Annotated in this window: 13 protein-coding genes; 12 read left to right on the forward strand and 1 reads right to left on the reverse strand. The window is 71.7% G+C overall.

Features of this window, described 5'->3' with window-relative positions:
• The 9 genes from VF557_05890 (at position 1) to VF557_05930 (ending at position 8,606) form a co-directional block, all read left to right on the forward strand.
• A complete protein-coding gene (locus VF557_05890; protein ID HEX8079721.1) occupies positions 1-1,104 on the forward strand; it encodes a UDP-N-acetylglucosamine--N-acetylmuramyl-(pentapeptide) pyrophosphoryl-undecaprenol N-acetylglucosamine transferase in 1,104 nt (367 codons plus the stop codon).
• A complete protein-coding gene (murC, locus tag VF557_05895) occupies positions 1,088-2,716 on the forward strand; it encodes a UDP-N-acetylmuramate--L-alanine ligase (protein HEX8079722.1) in 1,629 nt (542 codons plus the stop codon). Before VF557_05890 ends, murC begins: the two co-directional genes overlap by 17 nt.
• Positions 2,713-3,459, forward strand: coding sequence for an FtsQ-type POTRA domain-containing protein (locus VF557_05900; GenBank protein HEX8079723.1), 747 nt, complete (start codon positions 2,713-2,715; stop codon positions 3,457-3,459). The genes murC and VF557_05900 overlap by 4 nt, the downstream gene beginning before the upstream one ends.
• A 409-nt stretch (positions 3,460-3,868) precedes the next feature.
• Positions 3,869-5,071, forward strand: a complete 1,203-nt coding sequence (gene ftsZ, locus VF557_05905; protein ID HEX8079724.1) for a cell division protein FtsZ — start codon at positions 3,869-3,871, stop codon at positions 5,069-5,071.
• 15 nt (positions 5,072-5,086) lie between these two features.
• Complete coding sequence (locus VF557_05910) at positions 5,087-5,815, forward strand: YggS family pyridoxal phosphate-dependent enzyme (GenBank protein HEX8079725.1); 729 nt, start codon at positions 5,087-5,089, stop codon at positions 5,813-5,815.
• 43 nt (positions 5,816-5,858) lie between these two features.
• Positions 5,859-6,347 carry a cell division protein SepF gene (gene sepF / locus VF557_05915; GenBank protein HEX8079726.1) on the forward strand — a complete coding sequence of 163 codons (489 nt, stop codon included), beginning with the start codon at positions 5,859-5,861 and terminating at the stop codon, positions 6,345-6,347.
• 40 nt (positions 6,348-6,387) lie between these two features.
• Positions 6,388-6,681 (forward strand): YggT family protein, encoded by a 294-nt coding sequence (locus tag VF557_05920; GenBank protein HEX8079727.1) that lies wholly within the window; start codon positions 6,388-6,390, stop codon positions 6,679-6,681.
• 216 nt (positions 6,682-6,897) lie between these two features.
• A complete protein-coding gene (locus VF557_05925) occupies positions 6,898-7,800 on the forward strand; it encodes a DivIVA domain-containing protein (protein ID HEX8079728.1) in 903 nt (300 codons plus the stop codon).
• Between the two features lie 104 nt (positions 7,801-7,904).
• Positions 7,905-8,606 carry a hypothetical protein gene (locus tag VF557_05930; GenBank protein HEX8079729.1) on the forward strand — a complete coding sequence of 234 codons (702 nt, stop codon included), beginning with the start codon at positions 7,905-7,907 and terminating at the stop codon, positions 8,604-8,606.
• A gap of 43 nt (positions 8,607-8,649) precedes the next feature.
• Here the strand turns inward: VF557_05930 and ileS are convergent, their stop codons facing one another.
• A complete protein-coding gene (gene ileS / locus VF557_05935; protein HEX8079730.1) occupies positions 8,650-11,775 on the reverse strand; it encodes an isoleucine--tRNA ligase in 3,126 nt (1,041 codons plus the stop codon).
• A 497-nt stretch (positions 11,776-12,272) separates the two neighbouring features.
• Here ileS and VF557_05940 point away from each other — a divergent pair, with 497 nt between their 5' ends.
• The 3 genes from VF557_05940 (at position 12,273) to VF557_05950 (ending at position 14,984) form a co-directional block, all read left to right on the forward strand.
• On the forward strand, positions 12,273-13,271 hold the full coding sequence (locus tag VF557_05940) for a TraR/DksA C4-type zinc finger protein (GenBank protein HEX8079731.1): 999 nt from the start codon (positions 12,273-12,275) through the stop codon (positions 13,269-13,271).
• Between the two features lie 77 nt (positions 13,272-13,348).
• Positions 13,349-14,062 carry a signal peptidase II gene (gene lspA, locus VF557_05945; protein HEX8079732.1) on the forward strand — a complete coding sequence of 238 codons (714 nt, stop codon included), beginning with the start codon at positions 13,349-13,351 and terminating at the stop codon, positions 14,060-14,062.
• Positions 14,055-14,984 (forward strand): RluA family pseudouridine synthase, encoded by a 930-nt coding sequence (locus VF557_05950; protein ID HEX8079733.1) that lies wholly within the window; start codon positions 14,055-14,057, stop codon positions 14,982-14,984. Before lspA ends, VF557_05950 begins: the two co-directional genes overlap by 8 nt.
• Positions 14,985-14,999: the final 15 nt, after the last annotated feature.

Below are 14,999 nucleotides of genomic sequence, written 5' to 3' on the forward strand. Positions count from 1 at the left end.
GTGGCACGGGCAACCAGCATCGTGATCGCCGGCGGCCACTCCGCCGGGCACATCGAGCCCGCGATGAACGTCGCGGACGCGATCAAGGAACTCGATCCGGGCGTGCTGATCACCGCGCTCGGCACCGTCCGCGGCCTGGACACCACGCTGATCCCGGCGCGCGGGTATCCGCTGGAACTGATCCCGCCGGTGCCGTTGCCGAGGCGGCTGAACCTGGCGCTGCTCAAGACCCCGGGCCGGGTGGCGGCAGCGGTCCGGGCGGCCGGGGCGGTGCTGGACCGGGTGCAGGCCGACGTGGTGGTCGGCTTCGGCGGCTACGTGGCGGTGCCCGCCTACCTGGCCGCTCGCCGCCGCAAGATCCCGATCGTGGTGCACGAGGCCAACGCCCGGCCAGGAGTGGCCAACCGGCTGGCGGCCCGGCTGACCGAGCACGTCTACACCGCGCAGGCCTCGGCCGGACTGGCCCACGGCCGCCCGATCGGCATCCCGCTGCGGCCGGCCATCCTCGAGCTGGACCGCGACCGCGACCGACCGGGCGCCCGGGCCAGGCTGGGACTGGCCGCCGACCGGCCCACGCTGCTGGTCACCGGCGGGTCACAGGGCGCCCAGCGGCTCAACCAGGCGGCGCTCGGGGCGCAGCGCGCGCTGGCGGCGGCCGGCATCCAGGTGCTGCACATCGCCGGCGCCAAGAACCCGCTGACCGCGCCGGACCGAGCCGCCGGTGAACCGCCGTACCTGGTGCTGCCCTACCTCGACGCGATGGCGGACGGGTACGCCGCGGCCGACTTCGTGCTGTGCCGCTCGGGAGCGATGACCTGCGCCGAGCTGACCGCGGTGGGCCTGCCGGCCGGCTACGTGCCGTTGCCGCTGCGCGGGGGCGAGCAGCGCCTGAACGCCGAGCCGATCGTCGCCGCCGGCGGCGGGTTGATGGTGGCCGATGCCGAGTGCGATCCGGCGTGGGTGGCCGAGAATGTGATCGCGGTGCTCAGCGACCCGGCCCGGCTGGCGGCGATGTCGGCGGCTGCCCGCCAGGCCGGCGCCCGCGACGCCGGCGCGGTGCTGGCCCGCCGCATCCTGGAGGTGGCCCGTGACCACCACGCCTGAGCCGGGCGACTTGACCGAGCCGGCCAATCGGGCCGAGCCGGCCGACCTGACCGAACCGGCCGACCTGACCGAACCGGGCGACCCGGCAGCGCGCTCGCAGGCCAGTTACGACCGGCCGGCCGGCTGGGCCGCGCCCGGCGCGGCGCTGGTGTCGACGGCGGCCACCGAGGTGGTGCCGGCCGCCGGTGAGCTCGGCCGGGTGCACATCATGGGCATCGCCGGTTCGGGAATGAGCAGCCTGGCCCGGATCATGCTGGCCAGGGGGGTGCCGGTGACCGGCTGTGAGAGCCGGGAGTCAGCGACCGTGGCCGAACTGCGCGAACTCGGCGCCCAGATCCGGATCGGCCATTCACCGCAGCACCTGGACAGCTGCGACACCCTGGTCTACACGACCGCGATCGACCCCGCGAACCTCGAGCTGGCAGCCGGTCGCGAGCGCGGCCTGCGGGTGCTGCGGCGGGCCACCGCGCTGGCGGCGATGGTCACCGGCAGCCGCTGTGTCGCCATCGCCGGCACCCACGGCAAGACCACCACCACGTCGCTGCTGATCACCGCCGCGCTGGCCGCCGGTCTGGATCCGTCCTTCGCGATCGGGGCGAACCTGGCCGGTCACGGGGTGAACGGGCAGGCCGGCTCGGGGGAGTGGTTCCTCGTCGAGGCCGACGAGAGCGACGGCTCGTTCCTGCTGCTGTGGCCGGAGATCGCGGTGGTGACCAACGTCGAGGCCGATCACCTGGAGAACCACGGCGACCTCGAGGGGGTCTTCAGGGCCTTCGAGCAGTTCGTCGACCGGATCACCCCCGGTGGCCTGCTGCTGTACTGCGCCGATGACCCCGGCGCCAGCAGGCTGGCCGGCTATGCCAGGGACCGCGACGCCCGGGGCCACGCCCTGCGGGTGCGCGGTTACGGGACCGGCTCCGGCGCCGACCTCGGTGTCCGCGACATCGTCGAGCTGCCCGACGCGGTGGAGTTCAGCGTGCTGGGCGCTGCCCGAACGCCGATCGACGTCCGGCTCGGCTCGCTGATCGGGCGGCACATGGCGCTCAATGCCACGGCCGCGCTGGCGGTCGCGGTGGAGCTGGGCATGCCGGCCGAGTCGGCCGCCGGCAGCTGGCGGGATTTCGCCGGCGTGCAGCGCCGCTTCGAGTTCCGCGGTGAGGTGGGTGGGGTCCGGGTGTATGACGACTACGCCCACCATCCGACGGAGGTGCGCGCGCAACTCGACGCCGCCCGTGGCGTGCTGAGCGGATCCGGCCGGCTGATCGCGATCTTCCAGCCCGGCACGTACAGCCGGACCCAGACGTTCGCCCGGGAGTTCGGCCAGGCCATGGCGCTGGCCGACGTAGCCGTGCTGATGGACATCTTTCCGGCTCGGGAGCAGCCGATCCCGGGGGTGACCGGCGGGCTGATCGCCGAGCAGGTCCCGCTGCCGGCCGACCGGGTCGTCTACGAGCCGGACTGGCACGCGGTCGCCGCCCGGGTGGCCGCGCTGGCCGAGCCCGGTGACGTGCTGCTGACCATGGGGATCGGTGACGTCCACCTGCTGTGCGCCGACATCCTGGCCGAACTGGCCGAGCCGGACCAGCCGGCCGGACCGGCGGTGACCGGATGACAAGCGGTGACGGGATGATCGACGGTGACGGGATGACCGGGCGGGGCTGGGCCGCCGCCCGGCTGGGGTCGGTGCGCCCGGCACGCTGGTGGTACTGGGTCGCGGCGGTGCTGGTGCTGGCGCTGCTGGTCTGGCTGGTGGCCTTCACCAGCGTGCTGGGGGTGCGTTCGGTGAAGGTGGTCGGCGCCCGGACGCTGACCGCCGAGCAGGTGCGCGCCGCTGCCGGCATCCGGACCGGGGCGCCGCTGGCCAGGCTCGACCTGGACGCCGTCAGTTCCCGGCTGAGCGCGGTGGGCCCGATTCGCGCTGTCACGGTGAGCAGGTCCTATCCGGCCACCGTCACCATCCGGATCACCGAGCGGACCGCCGTCGGCTACCGCCCGGTCGATGGCGGACGGGTGCTGCTCGTCGACCGTGACAACGTGGCCTTCCGCTCGGTCAAGACCATCCCGGCCGGCCTGCCGCGGCTGCTGGTGACCGGCTCGCAGACGGCCTCGGCCGCCGCGGCGCTGGTGGCCGGGACGCTGCCGGCCAGCATCAGCAAGACCCTCGGCTCGATCTCGGCGCCGAGCGAGGAGTCGATCACGTTGACCCTGCGCGACGGCCGGACGGTGTTGTGGGGCGGGGTGGACCGCAGCGCGGACAAGGCGCGGCTGCTGTCGGTGCTGCTGGGCCAGCCGGGTCGCTACTTCGACCTGAGCGACCCCAGCACGGTGATCAGCCGGACCGGTCCCGGCAACTAGCCCACCCGCCGTCCCCCCGACGCACGTTCCCCCCGACACGTCTCCCGACGCACGTCCCCCGACGCGTAGCGATTTCGTCCGGCGAGGCGTTCGGAATCGCTACGCGATGCTGCGGACCGCACTCCCGGCGGCAGTCAGGGCGAGGCGTTCGGAATCGCTACGCGATGCTGCGGACCGCACTTCCGGCGGCAGTCAGGGCGGCCGTCGGCCCCCACGCGCCCCCAAGCGAAAATCATCCGTGATTTTCGGAGTGTCGCGGCGCGCCTTCGCGCGCCGGCGGCCGGGCGAACTACTTTTCCTGATATCGCTCAGGTTGACATAATGTTAACGGTCTACTTGAGGGTGAGGGTTTCGAACCAGCTACCCGACCACACCACCGAAGATCGAAAGCTAGCGAAGGACAGGCCTCATGACCTCACCCCACAACTACCTCGCTGTGATCAAGGTCGTCGGTGTCGGCGGCGGCGGCGTGAACGCGGTCAACCGGATGATCGAGCAAGGCCTCAAGGGCGTCGAGTTCATCGCGGTGAACACCGACGCCCAGGCGCTGCTGATGTCTGACGCTGACGTCAAGCTCGACGTCGGCCGGGAACTGACCCGCGGTCTCGGCGCCGGCGCGCAGCCCGAGGTCGGCCGCAAGGCCGCCGAGGATCACCGCGACGAGATCGAAGAGGTGCTCAAGGGCGCTGACATGGTCTTCGTGACGGCCGGCGAGGGCGGCGGCACCGGCACCGGCGGCGCTCCGGTGATCGCCAGCATGGCTCGCAAGCTCGGCGCGCTGACCATCGGCGTGGTCACCCGGCCGTTCTCCTTCGAGGGAAAGAAGCGGGCCACCCAGGCCGAGCTCGGCATCGAGCAGTTGCGCGCCGAGTGCGACACGCTGATCGTCATTCCGAACGACCGGTTGCTCCAGATCTCTGATCACAACGTCTCGGTGATGGACGCCTTCCGCAGCGCCGACCAGGTGCTGCTGTCCGGCGTGCAGGGCATCACCGACCTGATCACCACCCCGGGGCTGATCAACCTGGACTTCGCCGACGTCAAGAGTGTCATGAGCGGGGCCGGCTCGGCCCTGATGGGCATCGGCTCGGCGCGCGGCGAGGGCCGGGCCCGGGCGGCCGCCGAGATGGCGATCGCCTCGCCGCTGCTGGAAGCGAGCATGGACGGCGCCCATGGCGTGCTGCTGTCGATCTACGGCGGCTCGGACCTGGGCCTGTTCGAGATCAACGACGCCGCCACCCTGGTCGCCGAGTCCGCGCACCCGGACGCCAACATCATCTTCGGCGCGGTGATCGACGACACCCTCGGCGACGAGGTCAAGGTGACGGTCATCGCCGCCGGCTTTGACTCGGGCCAGCTGCCCTACAAGAAGGTCGAGATTCCGGCTCGGCGCGAGCCGGAGTCCCAGCTGGCCACCGTCTCGGCCGCGCCGCCGGCGATGAACGGCTCACGCCCGGCGCCCACCTTCACGCCGAGCGCGGGCGCCAGCGCGTACGGCGCGGGCGCCTCCAGCGCGCCGCCGGCCGGCTCGGGCTCCAGCTGGTCACCGACCACCACCCGCAAGCCGGTCGAGCCGGACGAGGAACTGGACGTCCCAGACTTCCTGAAGTAGGTCTGGGCAGCGTCGATGAGTTCGCCGGAGGTCCGGCTGGCCGAGCTGCGCGACAACCTCGCCGCGGTCCGGTCCCGGATCGACGAGGGGTGCCGGGCCGCCGGCCGGTCCGGCCAGGAGATAACCCTGATCGCGGTCACCAAGTTCTTTCCGGTGACCGACGCCGCACTGCTGGCCGAGCTGGGCGTGACCGACCTGGGTGAGAACCGCGACCAGGACGCCTCGGTCAAGGCGGCCGAACTGGCCGAACTCACTCCCATCGCGGTCCGCTGGCACTTCCTCGGGCGGCTGCAGACGAACAAGGCCCGGTCGGTGGCCCGGTACGCCGACCTGGTGCACAGCGTCGACCGGCAGCCGCTGGCCGACGCGCTGGAAGACGGCGCCCGGCGTGCGGAGCGGCCCGGCCTGGACGTCCTGGTGCAGCTGAGCCTGGACGACGCCGAGACCGCGGCCGGCCGGGGTGGCGGCGCGGCGGACGAGCTGCTGAGGCTGGCCGACCGGATCGCCGGCTCGGACGTCCTGCGGCTGGTCGGCATCATGGCGATCGCTCCGTTGGGCGGCGATGCCGATCAGGCGTTCAGCCGGTTGGCCGAGGTGGCCCAGCGGTTGCGGGCCGCCCATCCAGCGGCCGGAATCGTCTCGGCCGGCATGAGTGATGACCTGGAAGCCGCGCTGAGACACGGCGCGACACACGTGCGGATCGGTACGGCGTTGCTCGGCCGCCGCGAACAACAATTCAGATAGCGTCGGCCCGCAGCAGCGGGAAGTACCTACACAGGAGGACGGAATGGCTACAGCCTTTCGGAAGATGGGCGTCTACCTCGGCCTAGTCGAGGATGACGACTACGCCGACGGCGGCGGCACGCAGTCCTACGGTGCGCTCGCGCGTGATCCGCAGTACCAGCGCCGCGAGGTCGAGCCGGCGCACGGCGGTTACGAGGCCACCAGCCCCGAGGCTGAGGTCTATGACGACTACGACGTCACCTACGAGCAGCCGCCGCAGCGCATCACCACGCTGCACCCGCGGACCTACAACGAGGCCAAGACCATCGGCCTGCAGTTCCGCGCCGGGACGCCGGTGATCATGAACCTTTCCGAGATGGATGATTCCGACGCCAAGCGGCTGGTCGACTTCGCGGCCGGGCTGACCTTCGGCCTGCACGGCAGCATCGAGCGGGTCACCCCCAAGGTGTTCCTGCTCAGCCCGCACAACGTCTCGGTGACCGCGGCGGACAAGCAGCGGATCGTCGAGGGCGGTTTCTACAACCAGAGCTGAAGCGTCGGCGTTCTCACCATGAGGGTGAGAGAATGGATCCATGACGACGTTCTGGGCCGCGATCGGCCTCGCGCTGCTGGTGTTCTACTTACTGGTGATCGCCCGGTTGATCGTGGAGACGACGCGCAGCTTCGCCAGGTCATGGCGCCCGGCAGGCACCACGGCGGTCGGTCTCGAGGCGGTCTACACGGTGACCGATCCGCCGATGAAGTTGCTGCGACGGGTGATTCCGCCGCTGCGGCTCGGTGGGGTCAGCCTGGATATGAGCGTGATCGTCCTGTTGATCATCATCTGGATTTTGCGCGCGATCGTCACCTCCCTGGCCGCCGGCTAACCGCCCTCGACCTCGTTCGGGCGACTCGGGCCGCCCTTTTTCGCCACTCCCGCGCTATGACGGGGCCGCGGGTGGCTATCCTGCCTACTGCACCGATTTACGCAGTCGGCGCGAGCGGTGCCGCAACTTCGCGGTTGCCGTCTGCAACACAGCCTGTCCGTTCGCACCAGGGCAGCCCGTTCCCGGGCCGCCCGCCACTCCACATGAGGTGACTCGATGCCTTTGACGCCCGCTGAAGTCCACAACGTGGTCTTCAAGAAGCCCCCGATCGGCAAGCGCGGGTACGACGAAGAAGAGGTCGACGCCTTTCTCGACATCATCGAAGTCGAACTCGCCCGCCTGATCGACGAGAACGCCGATCTCAAGGACCGCTCGCCGGCCGGCGCGCCGTCGGCCGACGGCTCTGCCCTGGCCGCCGCGCGTGAGGAGAACCGCAAGCTGACCGCCCGGATCGGTGAGCTGGAGTCGGCGCTGACCCAGGCCCGGCAGCCCTCGCCCGGCAACCAGAACGAGGCGGCCGCCATCGCGGCGGCCAACGAGGAGAACCGCAAGCTGACGACCCGGATCGGCGAGCTGGAGTCAGCCGTCAGCCAGGCCCGCCAGGCGCTCATCCAGGCCCAGCAGGAAGCCACCGCTGCCAAGGCGGCCGGCGCGGCAGCCGGCGGCGGGGGCGGCGGCAACCAGCTCGGCCTGGCCGAGCGGGTGCTGGCGCTGGCCCAGCAGGCTGCCGACGAGCAGACCGCCGCCGCGAAGTCGCAGTCGGAGAAGACCCTCGCCGAGGCCAAGGCGCACCAGGACCGGGTGCAGTCCGAGGCGCGCGCCTTCCACGAGAAGACCATCGCCGAGGCCCAGTCCCGGGCCGAGCAACTGGAGCGGGACTCGCGTGCCAAGGCCGCGAGCGCCGTACAGGAGGCCGAGCAGCGGGCCAACCAGATCACCACCCAGCTCGAGCAGCGCAAGGCGGCCCTGGAGAAGCGACTGGAAGAGCTGCGCACCTTCGAGCACGAGTACCGCTCGCGGCTCAAGAGCTACCTGGAGTCCCAGCTGCGGGACCTGGACACCAGCACCCGCGCGGAGCCGGTCAACCAGTCGGCCAGCTCGGACAAGCAGTCCGGCTGACCCGGCTGGCGTAATCGGATCGAGCGGCGGCGTCCGGCGACGGCGCTCAGGGGGCTGGGTGCCGCACGCCGCGGCCAAGACGTAGGAAAGCAGGAGGCCCCGACGTGCAGGTAGTGGTGTTGCTGCTGCTCGTCGCGGGCCTGGCCTTGCTGGTGCTGGGGTTGATCACCGGCAGCACGCCGCTGGTGGTGGCCTCGATCGCCGCCAGCCTGCTGGCGGCCTACGTGATAGTCCAGACCCGCCGGCGGCAGTCCGCCGGCGCCGCCGGGGCGGCCAAGTCATCCGGCGTGGCCAAGTCATCCGGCGTCGCCTCGGACAAGGCGTTGGCTGCTGAGCTGGCGGCTGGAAAGGCGTCCCGGGCTGCCGCTGGCAAGGCGTCGGTGTCGGAGAAGGCCCGGGTCAGCGTCGCCGCTGGGGTTACGGCCGCCGGGCCGGCCGGCAGCGTCGCCGAGCCGGTCGAGACTGCGCCGGTTGACACCCGACCGGCTGAGACTGCGCCGGCTGAGGCTGCGCCGGCTGAGACCGCGCCGGCTGAGACCGCGGCGACCGCGCCTGACCCGGCCGGAACCGTTGACGCCGATGACCCGGCCACCCCTGAGCCTGCGGTCGCCGACACCGACCCGCCGCTGCGCAGTCGCGGCGACGAGCCGGTCTGGGTGATCGACGGCCGGCCGCGCTACCACCTGCCGCACTGCGGCTTCCTGCTCGCCCGCCAGACCGAGCCGGTGCCGCTGCGCCAGGCCGTCGAGGACGGGTTCAGCCCCTGCGCGCTGTGCGACCCTGACACCGGGCTGGCCGCCGGCTGACACCGGCCACCGGCTGACGCCGATCGTTTGAGGTTGAACCCGGCTAGGCCTTCGCGAGCCAGAGTTGCAGCCCGAGCTCGTCGTCGCCGGCTCCGAAGAAGCCGTCCGGCCGCGCGGGGGCGCCCTCGAAGACCGCGCTGGCCAGCACCTCGCGCGACAGCTCGCTCAGGTGCTCCCGGATGGCCTGGGCCGGCTCCGGTGAGCCGCCGACCGTCCAGTGCAGCGTGATCCGGTCCGAGACGTCGAACCCGGCGTTCTTGCGAGCGTCCTGCACGATCCGGATCACTTCACGCAGCAGGCCGAGCCGTCGCAGCTCACCGGTCAGCTCCAGGTCCAGGGCGACCGTCTCCGGACCCGAACTCTCCACCGCCCAGCCCGAGACCGGCGCCTCGCTGATCAGCACCTCCTCGGCGAGGACGTCTTCGCCGAGCGCGGACAGCGGCATCGAGCCCGTCGACCTGATCGAGGCGGCCAGTTCGGCCGGGTCGGCGGCGGTGATGGCCGCGGCCACCTCCTTCGTCCGGGAGCCGAACCGCTTTCCCAGGGCGCGGAAGTTCGGCTTGACCGTGACGTTGACCAGGTCCGCGGCGCTGGCCAGCTCGGCGAGCTCGACGACGTTCAGCTCGTCGGCCACCTCCTGTCGCAGCTGTTCGGGCAGCCCGGTCCAGCCGGGGGCCGAGATCAGCGCCCTGGCCAGCGGCTGCCTGGTCTTGACTCCCGAGCCGGCCCGCGCGGCCCGGCCGAGTTCGACCACCCGGCGCACCAGGGCGACCTGGGCCGACAGCGCCGGGTCGGTCGGCGCGCCGGTGTCCGGCCAGGCCGCCAGGTGCACCGAGTCCACGCCGGTGACCTCGGCGAACAGCGCCTGCCAGACCCGCTCGGTGACGAACGGCACGAACGGCGCCAGTAGCCGGGTCAGCACGTCCAGGCAGTCGTGCAGGGTCTGCAGCGCCGCCGGGTCACCGTCCCAGAACCGGCGGCGTGAGCGCCGGACGTACCAGTTGGACAGGTCGTCGATCAGCCCGGACAGCGCCCGCCCGGCCCGGGCCGGGTCATAGGCCTCCATGGCGAGGTCCACCTCGGCGGCGACCCGGTTGGTCTCGGCGCGGGCCCAGCTGTCCAGCACGGACTGCTCGCCGGCGGTGCCCGGCGTCCAGTCGTTGGCCCGGGCGTACAGCGACTGGAACGAGGCGATCGACCAGTAGGTGCGCAGCACCTTGGAGGCGATCTCCTCCAGGTTCTTGTGCCCGACCCGGCGCGCGGACCACGGTGAGCCGCCGGCCAGCATGAACCAGCGCACCGCGTCGGCGCCGTGCCGGTCCATCAGCGGGATCGGCTCCAGGATGTTGCCCAGATGCTTGCTCATCTTGCGGCCGTCCTCGGCCAGGATGTGACCCAGGCACACCACGTTGCGGTAGCTGGACTCGCCGAACACCAGAGTGCCGATCACCATCAACGTGTAGAACCAGCCACGGGTCTGGTCGATCGCCTCGCAGATGTAGTCGGCCGGGTAGTTCTGCCGGGCCAGCTCGGCGTTGCGGTGCGGGGCGCCGAACTGGGCGAACGGCATCGAGCCCGAGTCGAACCAGCCGTCGATCACCTGCGGCACCCGGGAGAAGACGCCGGGCACGCCGGGCAGCGTGAACGTCGGGGCGTCGACGAAGGGCCGGTGCGGGTCCAGCCGGCTCAGGTCCTCACCGGTCAGCTCCGACAGCTCGGCCAGCGAGCCGACGCAGACCAGCCGGCTCGGATCGACGTCATTGCGCCAGATCGGCAGCGGGGTGCCCCAGTACCGGTCGCGGGAGAGCGCCCAGTCGATGTTGTTGTCCAGCCAGTCCCCGTAGCGGCCGTGCTTGACCGTCTCGGGGTACCAGTTGGTGGCCTCGTTCTGCGCGATCAGCTCGGCCTTGCGCTCGGTGGTCCGGATGTAGAACGAGGGCAGCGCGTAGTACATCAACGGGGTGTGGCAGCGCCAGCAGTGCGGGTAGCTGTGCTCGAAGGCCAGGTGCTTGAACAGCAGGCCGCGCCGGCTGAGGTCAGCGACCAACCGGTCGTCGGCGTCCTTGAAGAACAGCCCGCCGATCTCTTCGATCCCGTCCAGGAAGTGGCCGTCCTTGCCAATCGGGCTCACCACCGGCATCCCGTACGAGCGGCAGATCGCCAGGTCCTCGGCGCCGAACGCCGGGGCCTGGTGCACCAGTCCGGAGCCGTCCTCGGTGGTGACGTAGTCGGCCAGCACCACGTAGTGCGCCGGGTTCTCGGCGTCACCGATCGCCACGTAGTCGAAGGGCCGCTGGTAGCTCCAGCGCTCCATCTCCCGGCCCTGGTAGCTGGCGATCGTCTCGGTGCCCGGCGGCAGCTGGGCGCTGGCAGCCCCGCCGAGAAAGGTGACCAGCGTCTGGCCGTCCGGGGTGCGGACCACGGAATAGGTCACCTCGGGGTTGACCGCGACGGCGGTGTTGGACACCAGCGTCCAGGGGGTGGTCGTCCAGATCAGCAGGTCGGCCTCGCCGGCCAGCGGGCCGGAGGTCAGCGGGAACCGGACGTAGACCGACGGGTCGACGACCGTCTCGTAGCCCTGGGCCACCTCATGGTCGGACAGCCCGGTGCCGCAGCGCGGGCAGTACGGCGCCACCCGGTGGTCCTCGACGAGCAGGCCCTGGTCGAAGATCTGCTTGAGCGCCCACCACACCGACTGGATGTAGTCGGGGTTCATCGTCCGGTAGGCGTTGTCGTAGTCACACCAGTAGCCCATCCGCTCGCTCATGGCGGTGAACTCGTCGACGTGGCGCTGCACCGACTCCCGGCACCGGTCGTTGAACTCGGCGATGCCGTACCGCTCGATGTCGGCCTTGCCCGTGAAGCCGAGCTCCTTCTCCACCGCCAGCTCGACCGGCAGGCCGTGGCAGTCCCAGCCGCCCATCCGGGGGACGGAGTAGCCCTTCATGGTCTTGAACCGCGGGAACAGGTCCTTGAAGGCGCGGGCCTCGATGTGGTGGGTGCCCGGCATGCCGTTGGCGGTCGGCGGGCCCTCGTAGAAGACGTAGGACGGCCCGCCGGCGGTCTGCTCCAGGCTGGTCTGGAAGATCTTGTGCTCACGCCAGAACGCGATCACCTCGCGGTCGTTCGCCGCCAGATCCACGTGGGCGGGCAGGGCCTGGTAGGCCATCGCGGAACTCTCCTTCGCCGTACGCCGGCCGGTCTGGGATCAGAGCGGCCACTCGGTGAAGGGACGACAGCAGGTGCTGCCGCGGTACCACCCCTCTTGGCGCGCCCCGGGTGCTGGCCACGCCCACTCTTGGTACTGCCTGGCTCGGTTCTACTCGCGGGACGGACCCGCTTTCTTCCGAGGCTCGGAGGTGATTTGGCTGACCGGCGCTCAGCGCTGGGCTTCCACCGTCCCCAGCTCGCTCTTGCCTGCCACCGGCGCTACTTGTCCTCGTCGACGCCTGCGGTTGAGTCTACGTGCCCCGGCATCCGGATTTCGAACCGACGCTCGGCCGTGGCGCGGGCTGGTGGGGTCCGGCCTCATCTGGACGTTCTTCACGATCTGGACGGTAACGCCCGGCGTGCCCGCTACCGCCCCGGACCGCCCGGCTCGTATCCTGACGGCTTGCCAGAGCCGGCACCGGTTGCCGGCCACGGCGCCGGGCGAGGGGGGCTGCTATGGCAGGCGTGCGAGGTCGGATCGGGGCGGCGTTGCGCAGGGCCGGTGACGTGTCGGCCGCCGCGGCCAGCAAGGTGACGCCCGGCCGGGCCGCCAAGGCGGCCGGTCCCGCGAAGGCCGGTTCCGTGAAGGCCGGTCCCGTGAAGGCCGGTCCCGTGAAGGTTGCCGCTCCCGCGAAGGCCGGTCCCGCGAAGGCCGGTCCCGCGAAGGCCGGTCCCGGCGCGGCTGCTGCTGCGAGTGCGGCTGCCGCCAAGGCTCCGGCCAAGAGAACCGCCGCCACCAAGGCTCCGCCGGTGAAGAAGGCGCCCGCCAGCAAGGCCGCCACTAAGGCCCCGCCGGTCAAGAAGGCGCCCGCTGGCAAGGCCGCCGCCACCAAGGCCCCGCCGGTGAAGAAGGCGCCCGCCGGCAAGACCGCCGCCACTGAGAAGCCGGTTAAGAAGGCGCCGGCCAAGAAGGCGCCGGCCCAAGCGGCGCCGGCCGCGACAGCGCCGGCTAAGAAGACGCCCGCCAAGAAGGCGCCAGCTGTCAAAGCGCCGGCCAAGAAGGCAGCTCCCGCGAAGGCGCCCGTCGCCGAGAAGGCGCCGCCGGCCACTCCGACCGGCGGACCGGACAGCGCCGCCGAGTCGAATGTCGCGGGGCTCACCGCGGCGGACCTGGCCGAGATCCGTGGCCGGCTGGAGCGCGAGCTGGCCGAGATGCGACTGGAGTACGACAGGTCGATCAACCAGCTCAACGAGCTGCGACAGTCCCACACCGACGGGGCCGGCGACGATCAGGCAGACGTCGGCGCCAAGACCTTCGAGCGTGAGCAGGAGCAGTCGATCGCGGCCAACCGGCACCTGCTGCTGACCCAGATCGAGCACGCCCTCGAGCGGATCGACTCCGGCACCTACGGCGTCTGTGAGGACTGCGGCCGGCCCATTCCGAAGGCCCGGATCAAGGCGCTGCCGATGGCGACCCTGGACGCCGAGTGCAAGGCGCTGGCCGAGCGGCGCTGACCAGCCGCGACGGCCGCTCCGACGCCACCGACCTGCCAGGTGCGCCACCGGGTCCCGCGATGCGGGAGAATGGCCGGGTGAGCAACCCTCGACCGGCTGATCCCGCACGGCTCGACGGCCGGTCCCCGGTGCGCAAGACCTGGCTGTTCTTCGTCACCGCGCTGATCGCGCTGGCCGCTGACCTGGTGAGCAAGATCGTGGTGGTGGCCACCATCGAGCCGGGCGATTCGGGGGCTCGGCTGCTCGGCGGCGCGGTCTACCTGGTGCACGCCCGCAACAGCGGAGCCGCGTTCTCGTTGGCTGCCGGAGCCACCGCGGTGCTGACAGCGATCTCGATCGTCGTCATCGCGGTGGTGATCCGGGCAGCTCGCAAGCTCACCTCGTCCCGCTGGGCCCTGGCGCTCGGGCTGGTGCTCGGCGGTGCGATGGGAAACCTGGTGGATCGGCTGTTCCGGGCGCCCTCGCCCGGCAAGGGCCACGTGGTGGACTGGATCTCGGTGCTGGCCAACGACGGCCACGTCTGGCCGATCTTCAACCTGGCCGACTCGGCCATCATGATCGGGGGCGCGCTGGCCGTGCTGCTGTCGCTGCGCGGTGTCGAGTTCGGTTCCGGCTCGAGTCGGCGACCCGCGAAGCCCGCCGCACAGACCCGACCCGTGGACGGGCCGGCCGCGAACCAGTTGGCCGCCGACCCGCCGCCCCCGCACCAGCCGCCCCCGCACCAGCCGCCCCCGTACCAGCCGGTGGCGCTGCCGCAGGATCGGACTGCCGAGGGCAGCCCGCGTGACTGACGTCCGGATGCTGCCGGTCCCCGACGGCCTGGACGGGCTGCGCCTGGACGTGGCGCTGTCCCGGCTGTTCGGGCTGTCCCGGTCGGCGGCGGCCGGGCTGATCGACGACGGGGCGGTCACCCTGGACGGCAGCAGCCCGGCCCGCTCGGAGAAGGTCCGCGGCGGGTCCCTGCTGGAGATCAGCATTCCGGAGCCGGTGGATCTGGCCGCCGCCCCGCCGCGCGCGGTGGACGGGCTGGCGGTCCTGTACGCCGACGACGACATCGTGGTGGTCGACAAGCCGGTCGGCGTCGCGGCACATCCCAGCATCGGCTGGGACGGACCCACCGTGACCCAGGGGCTCGCGGCGATGGGGTACCGGCTGTCGACCTCGGGCGCGGCCGAGCGGCAGGGCGTCGTGCACCGGCTGGACGCCGGCACCACCGGCGTGATGGCGGTCGCCACCAGCGAGCGGGCCTACACCGGGCTCAAGCGGGCGTTCAAGGAGCGCACCGTGGAGAAGCTGTACTCCGCCCTGGTGCAGGGCCATCCCGACCCGAGCAGCGGCACGGTGGACGCGCCGATCGACCGGCACCCGTCCTCGGACTGGAAGTTCGCGGTGGTGGCCAGCGGGCGGCCCAGCGTCACCCACTACGAGACGGTGCAGGCCTATCGGGCGGCCTCGCTGCTCGACATCCGCCTGGAGACCGGGCGCACCCACCAGATCAGGGTGCACATGGCAGCGTTGCGGCACCCGTGCTGCGGTGACCTGGTCTACGGCGCCGATCCGGTGTTGAGCCGGCGGCTAGGCCTGCAACGGCAGTGGCTGCACGCCCGGTCGCTGTCCTTCGAGCATCCGGGCACGGGGGAATGGCTGACCGTGGTGTCGCCGTTCCCCGCCGACCTGCAGCACGCCCTGGACGTCCTGGAGGCCGAGTCCTAGCAGCCGCACGGCTCA

Source organism: Jatrophihabitans sp. (assembly GCA_036389035.1).
GTDB lineage: Bacteria > Actinomycetota > Actinomycetes > Mycobacteriales > Jatrophihabitantaceae > Jatrophihabitans_A.

Excerpts from the sequence above, each read along its gene's own strand:
- VF557_05900 (HEX8079723.1), top strand. The coding sequence starts at position 2,713 with ATGACAAGCGGTGACGGGATGATCGACGGTGACGGGATGACCGGGCGG.
- ftsZ (HEX8079724.1), top strand. The coding sequence starts at position 3,869 with ATGACCTCACCCCACAACTACCTCGCTGTGATCAAGGTCGTCGGTGTC.
- VF557_05910 (HEX8079725.1), top strand. The coding sequence starts at position 5,087 with ATGAGTTCGCCGGAGGTCCGGCTGGCCGAGCTGCGCGACAACCTCGCC.
- sepF (HEX8079726.1), top strand. The coding sequence starts at position 5,859 with ATGGCTACAGCCTTTCGGAAGATGGGCGTCTACCTCGGCCTAGTCGAG.
- VF557_05920 (HEX8079727.1), top strand. The coding sequence starts at position 6,388 with ATGACGACGTTCTGGGCCGCGATCGGCCTCGCGCTGCTGGTGTTCTAC.
- VF557_05925 (HEX8079728.1), top strand. The coding sequence starts at position 6,898 with ATGCCTTTGACGCCCGCTGAAGTCCACAACGTGGTCTTCAAGAAGCCC.
- ileS (HEX8079730.1), bottom strand. The coding sequence starts at position 11,775 with ATGGCCTACCAGGCCCTGCCCGCCCACGTGGATCTGGCGGCGAACGAC.
- VF557_05940 (HEX8079731.1), top strand. The coding sequence starts at position 12,273 with ATGGCAGGCGTGCGAGGTCGGATCGGGGCGGCGTTGCGCAGGGCCGGT.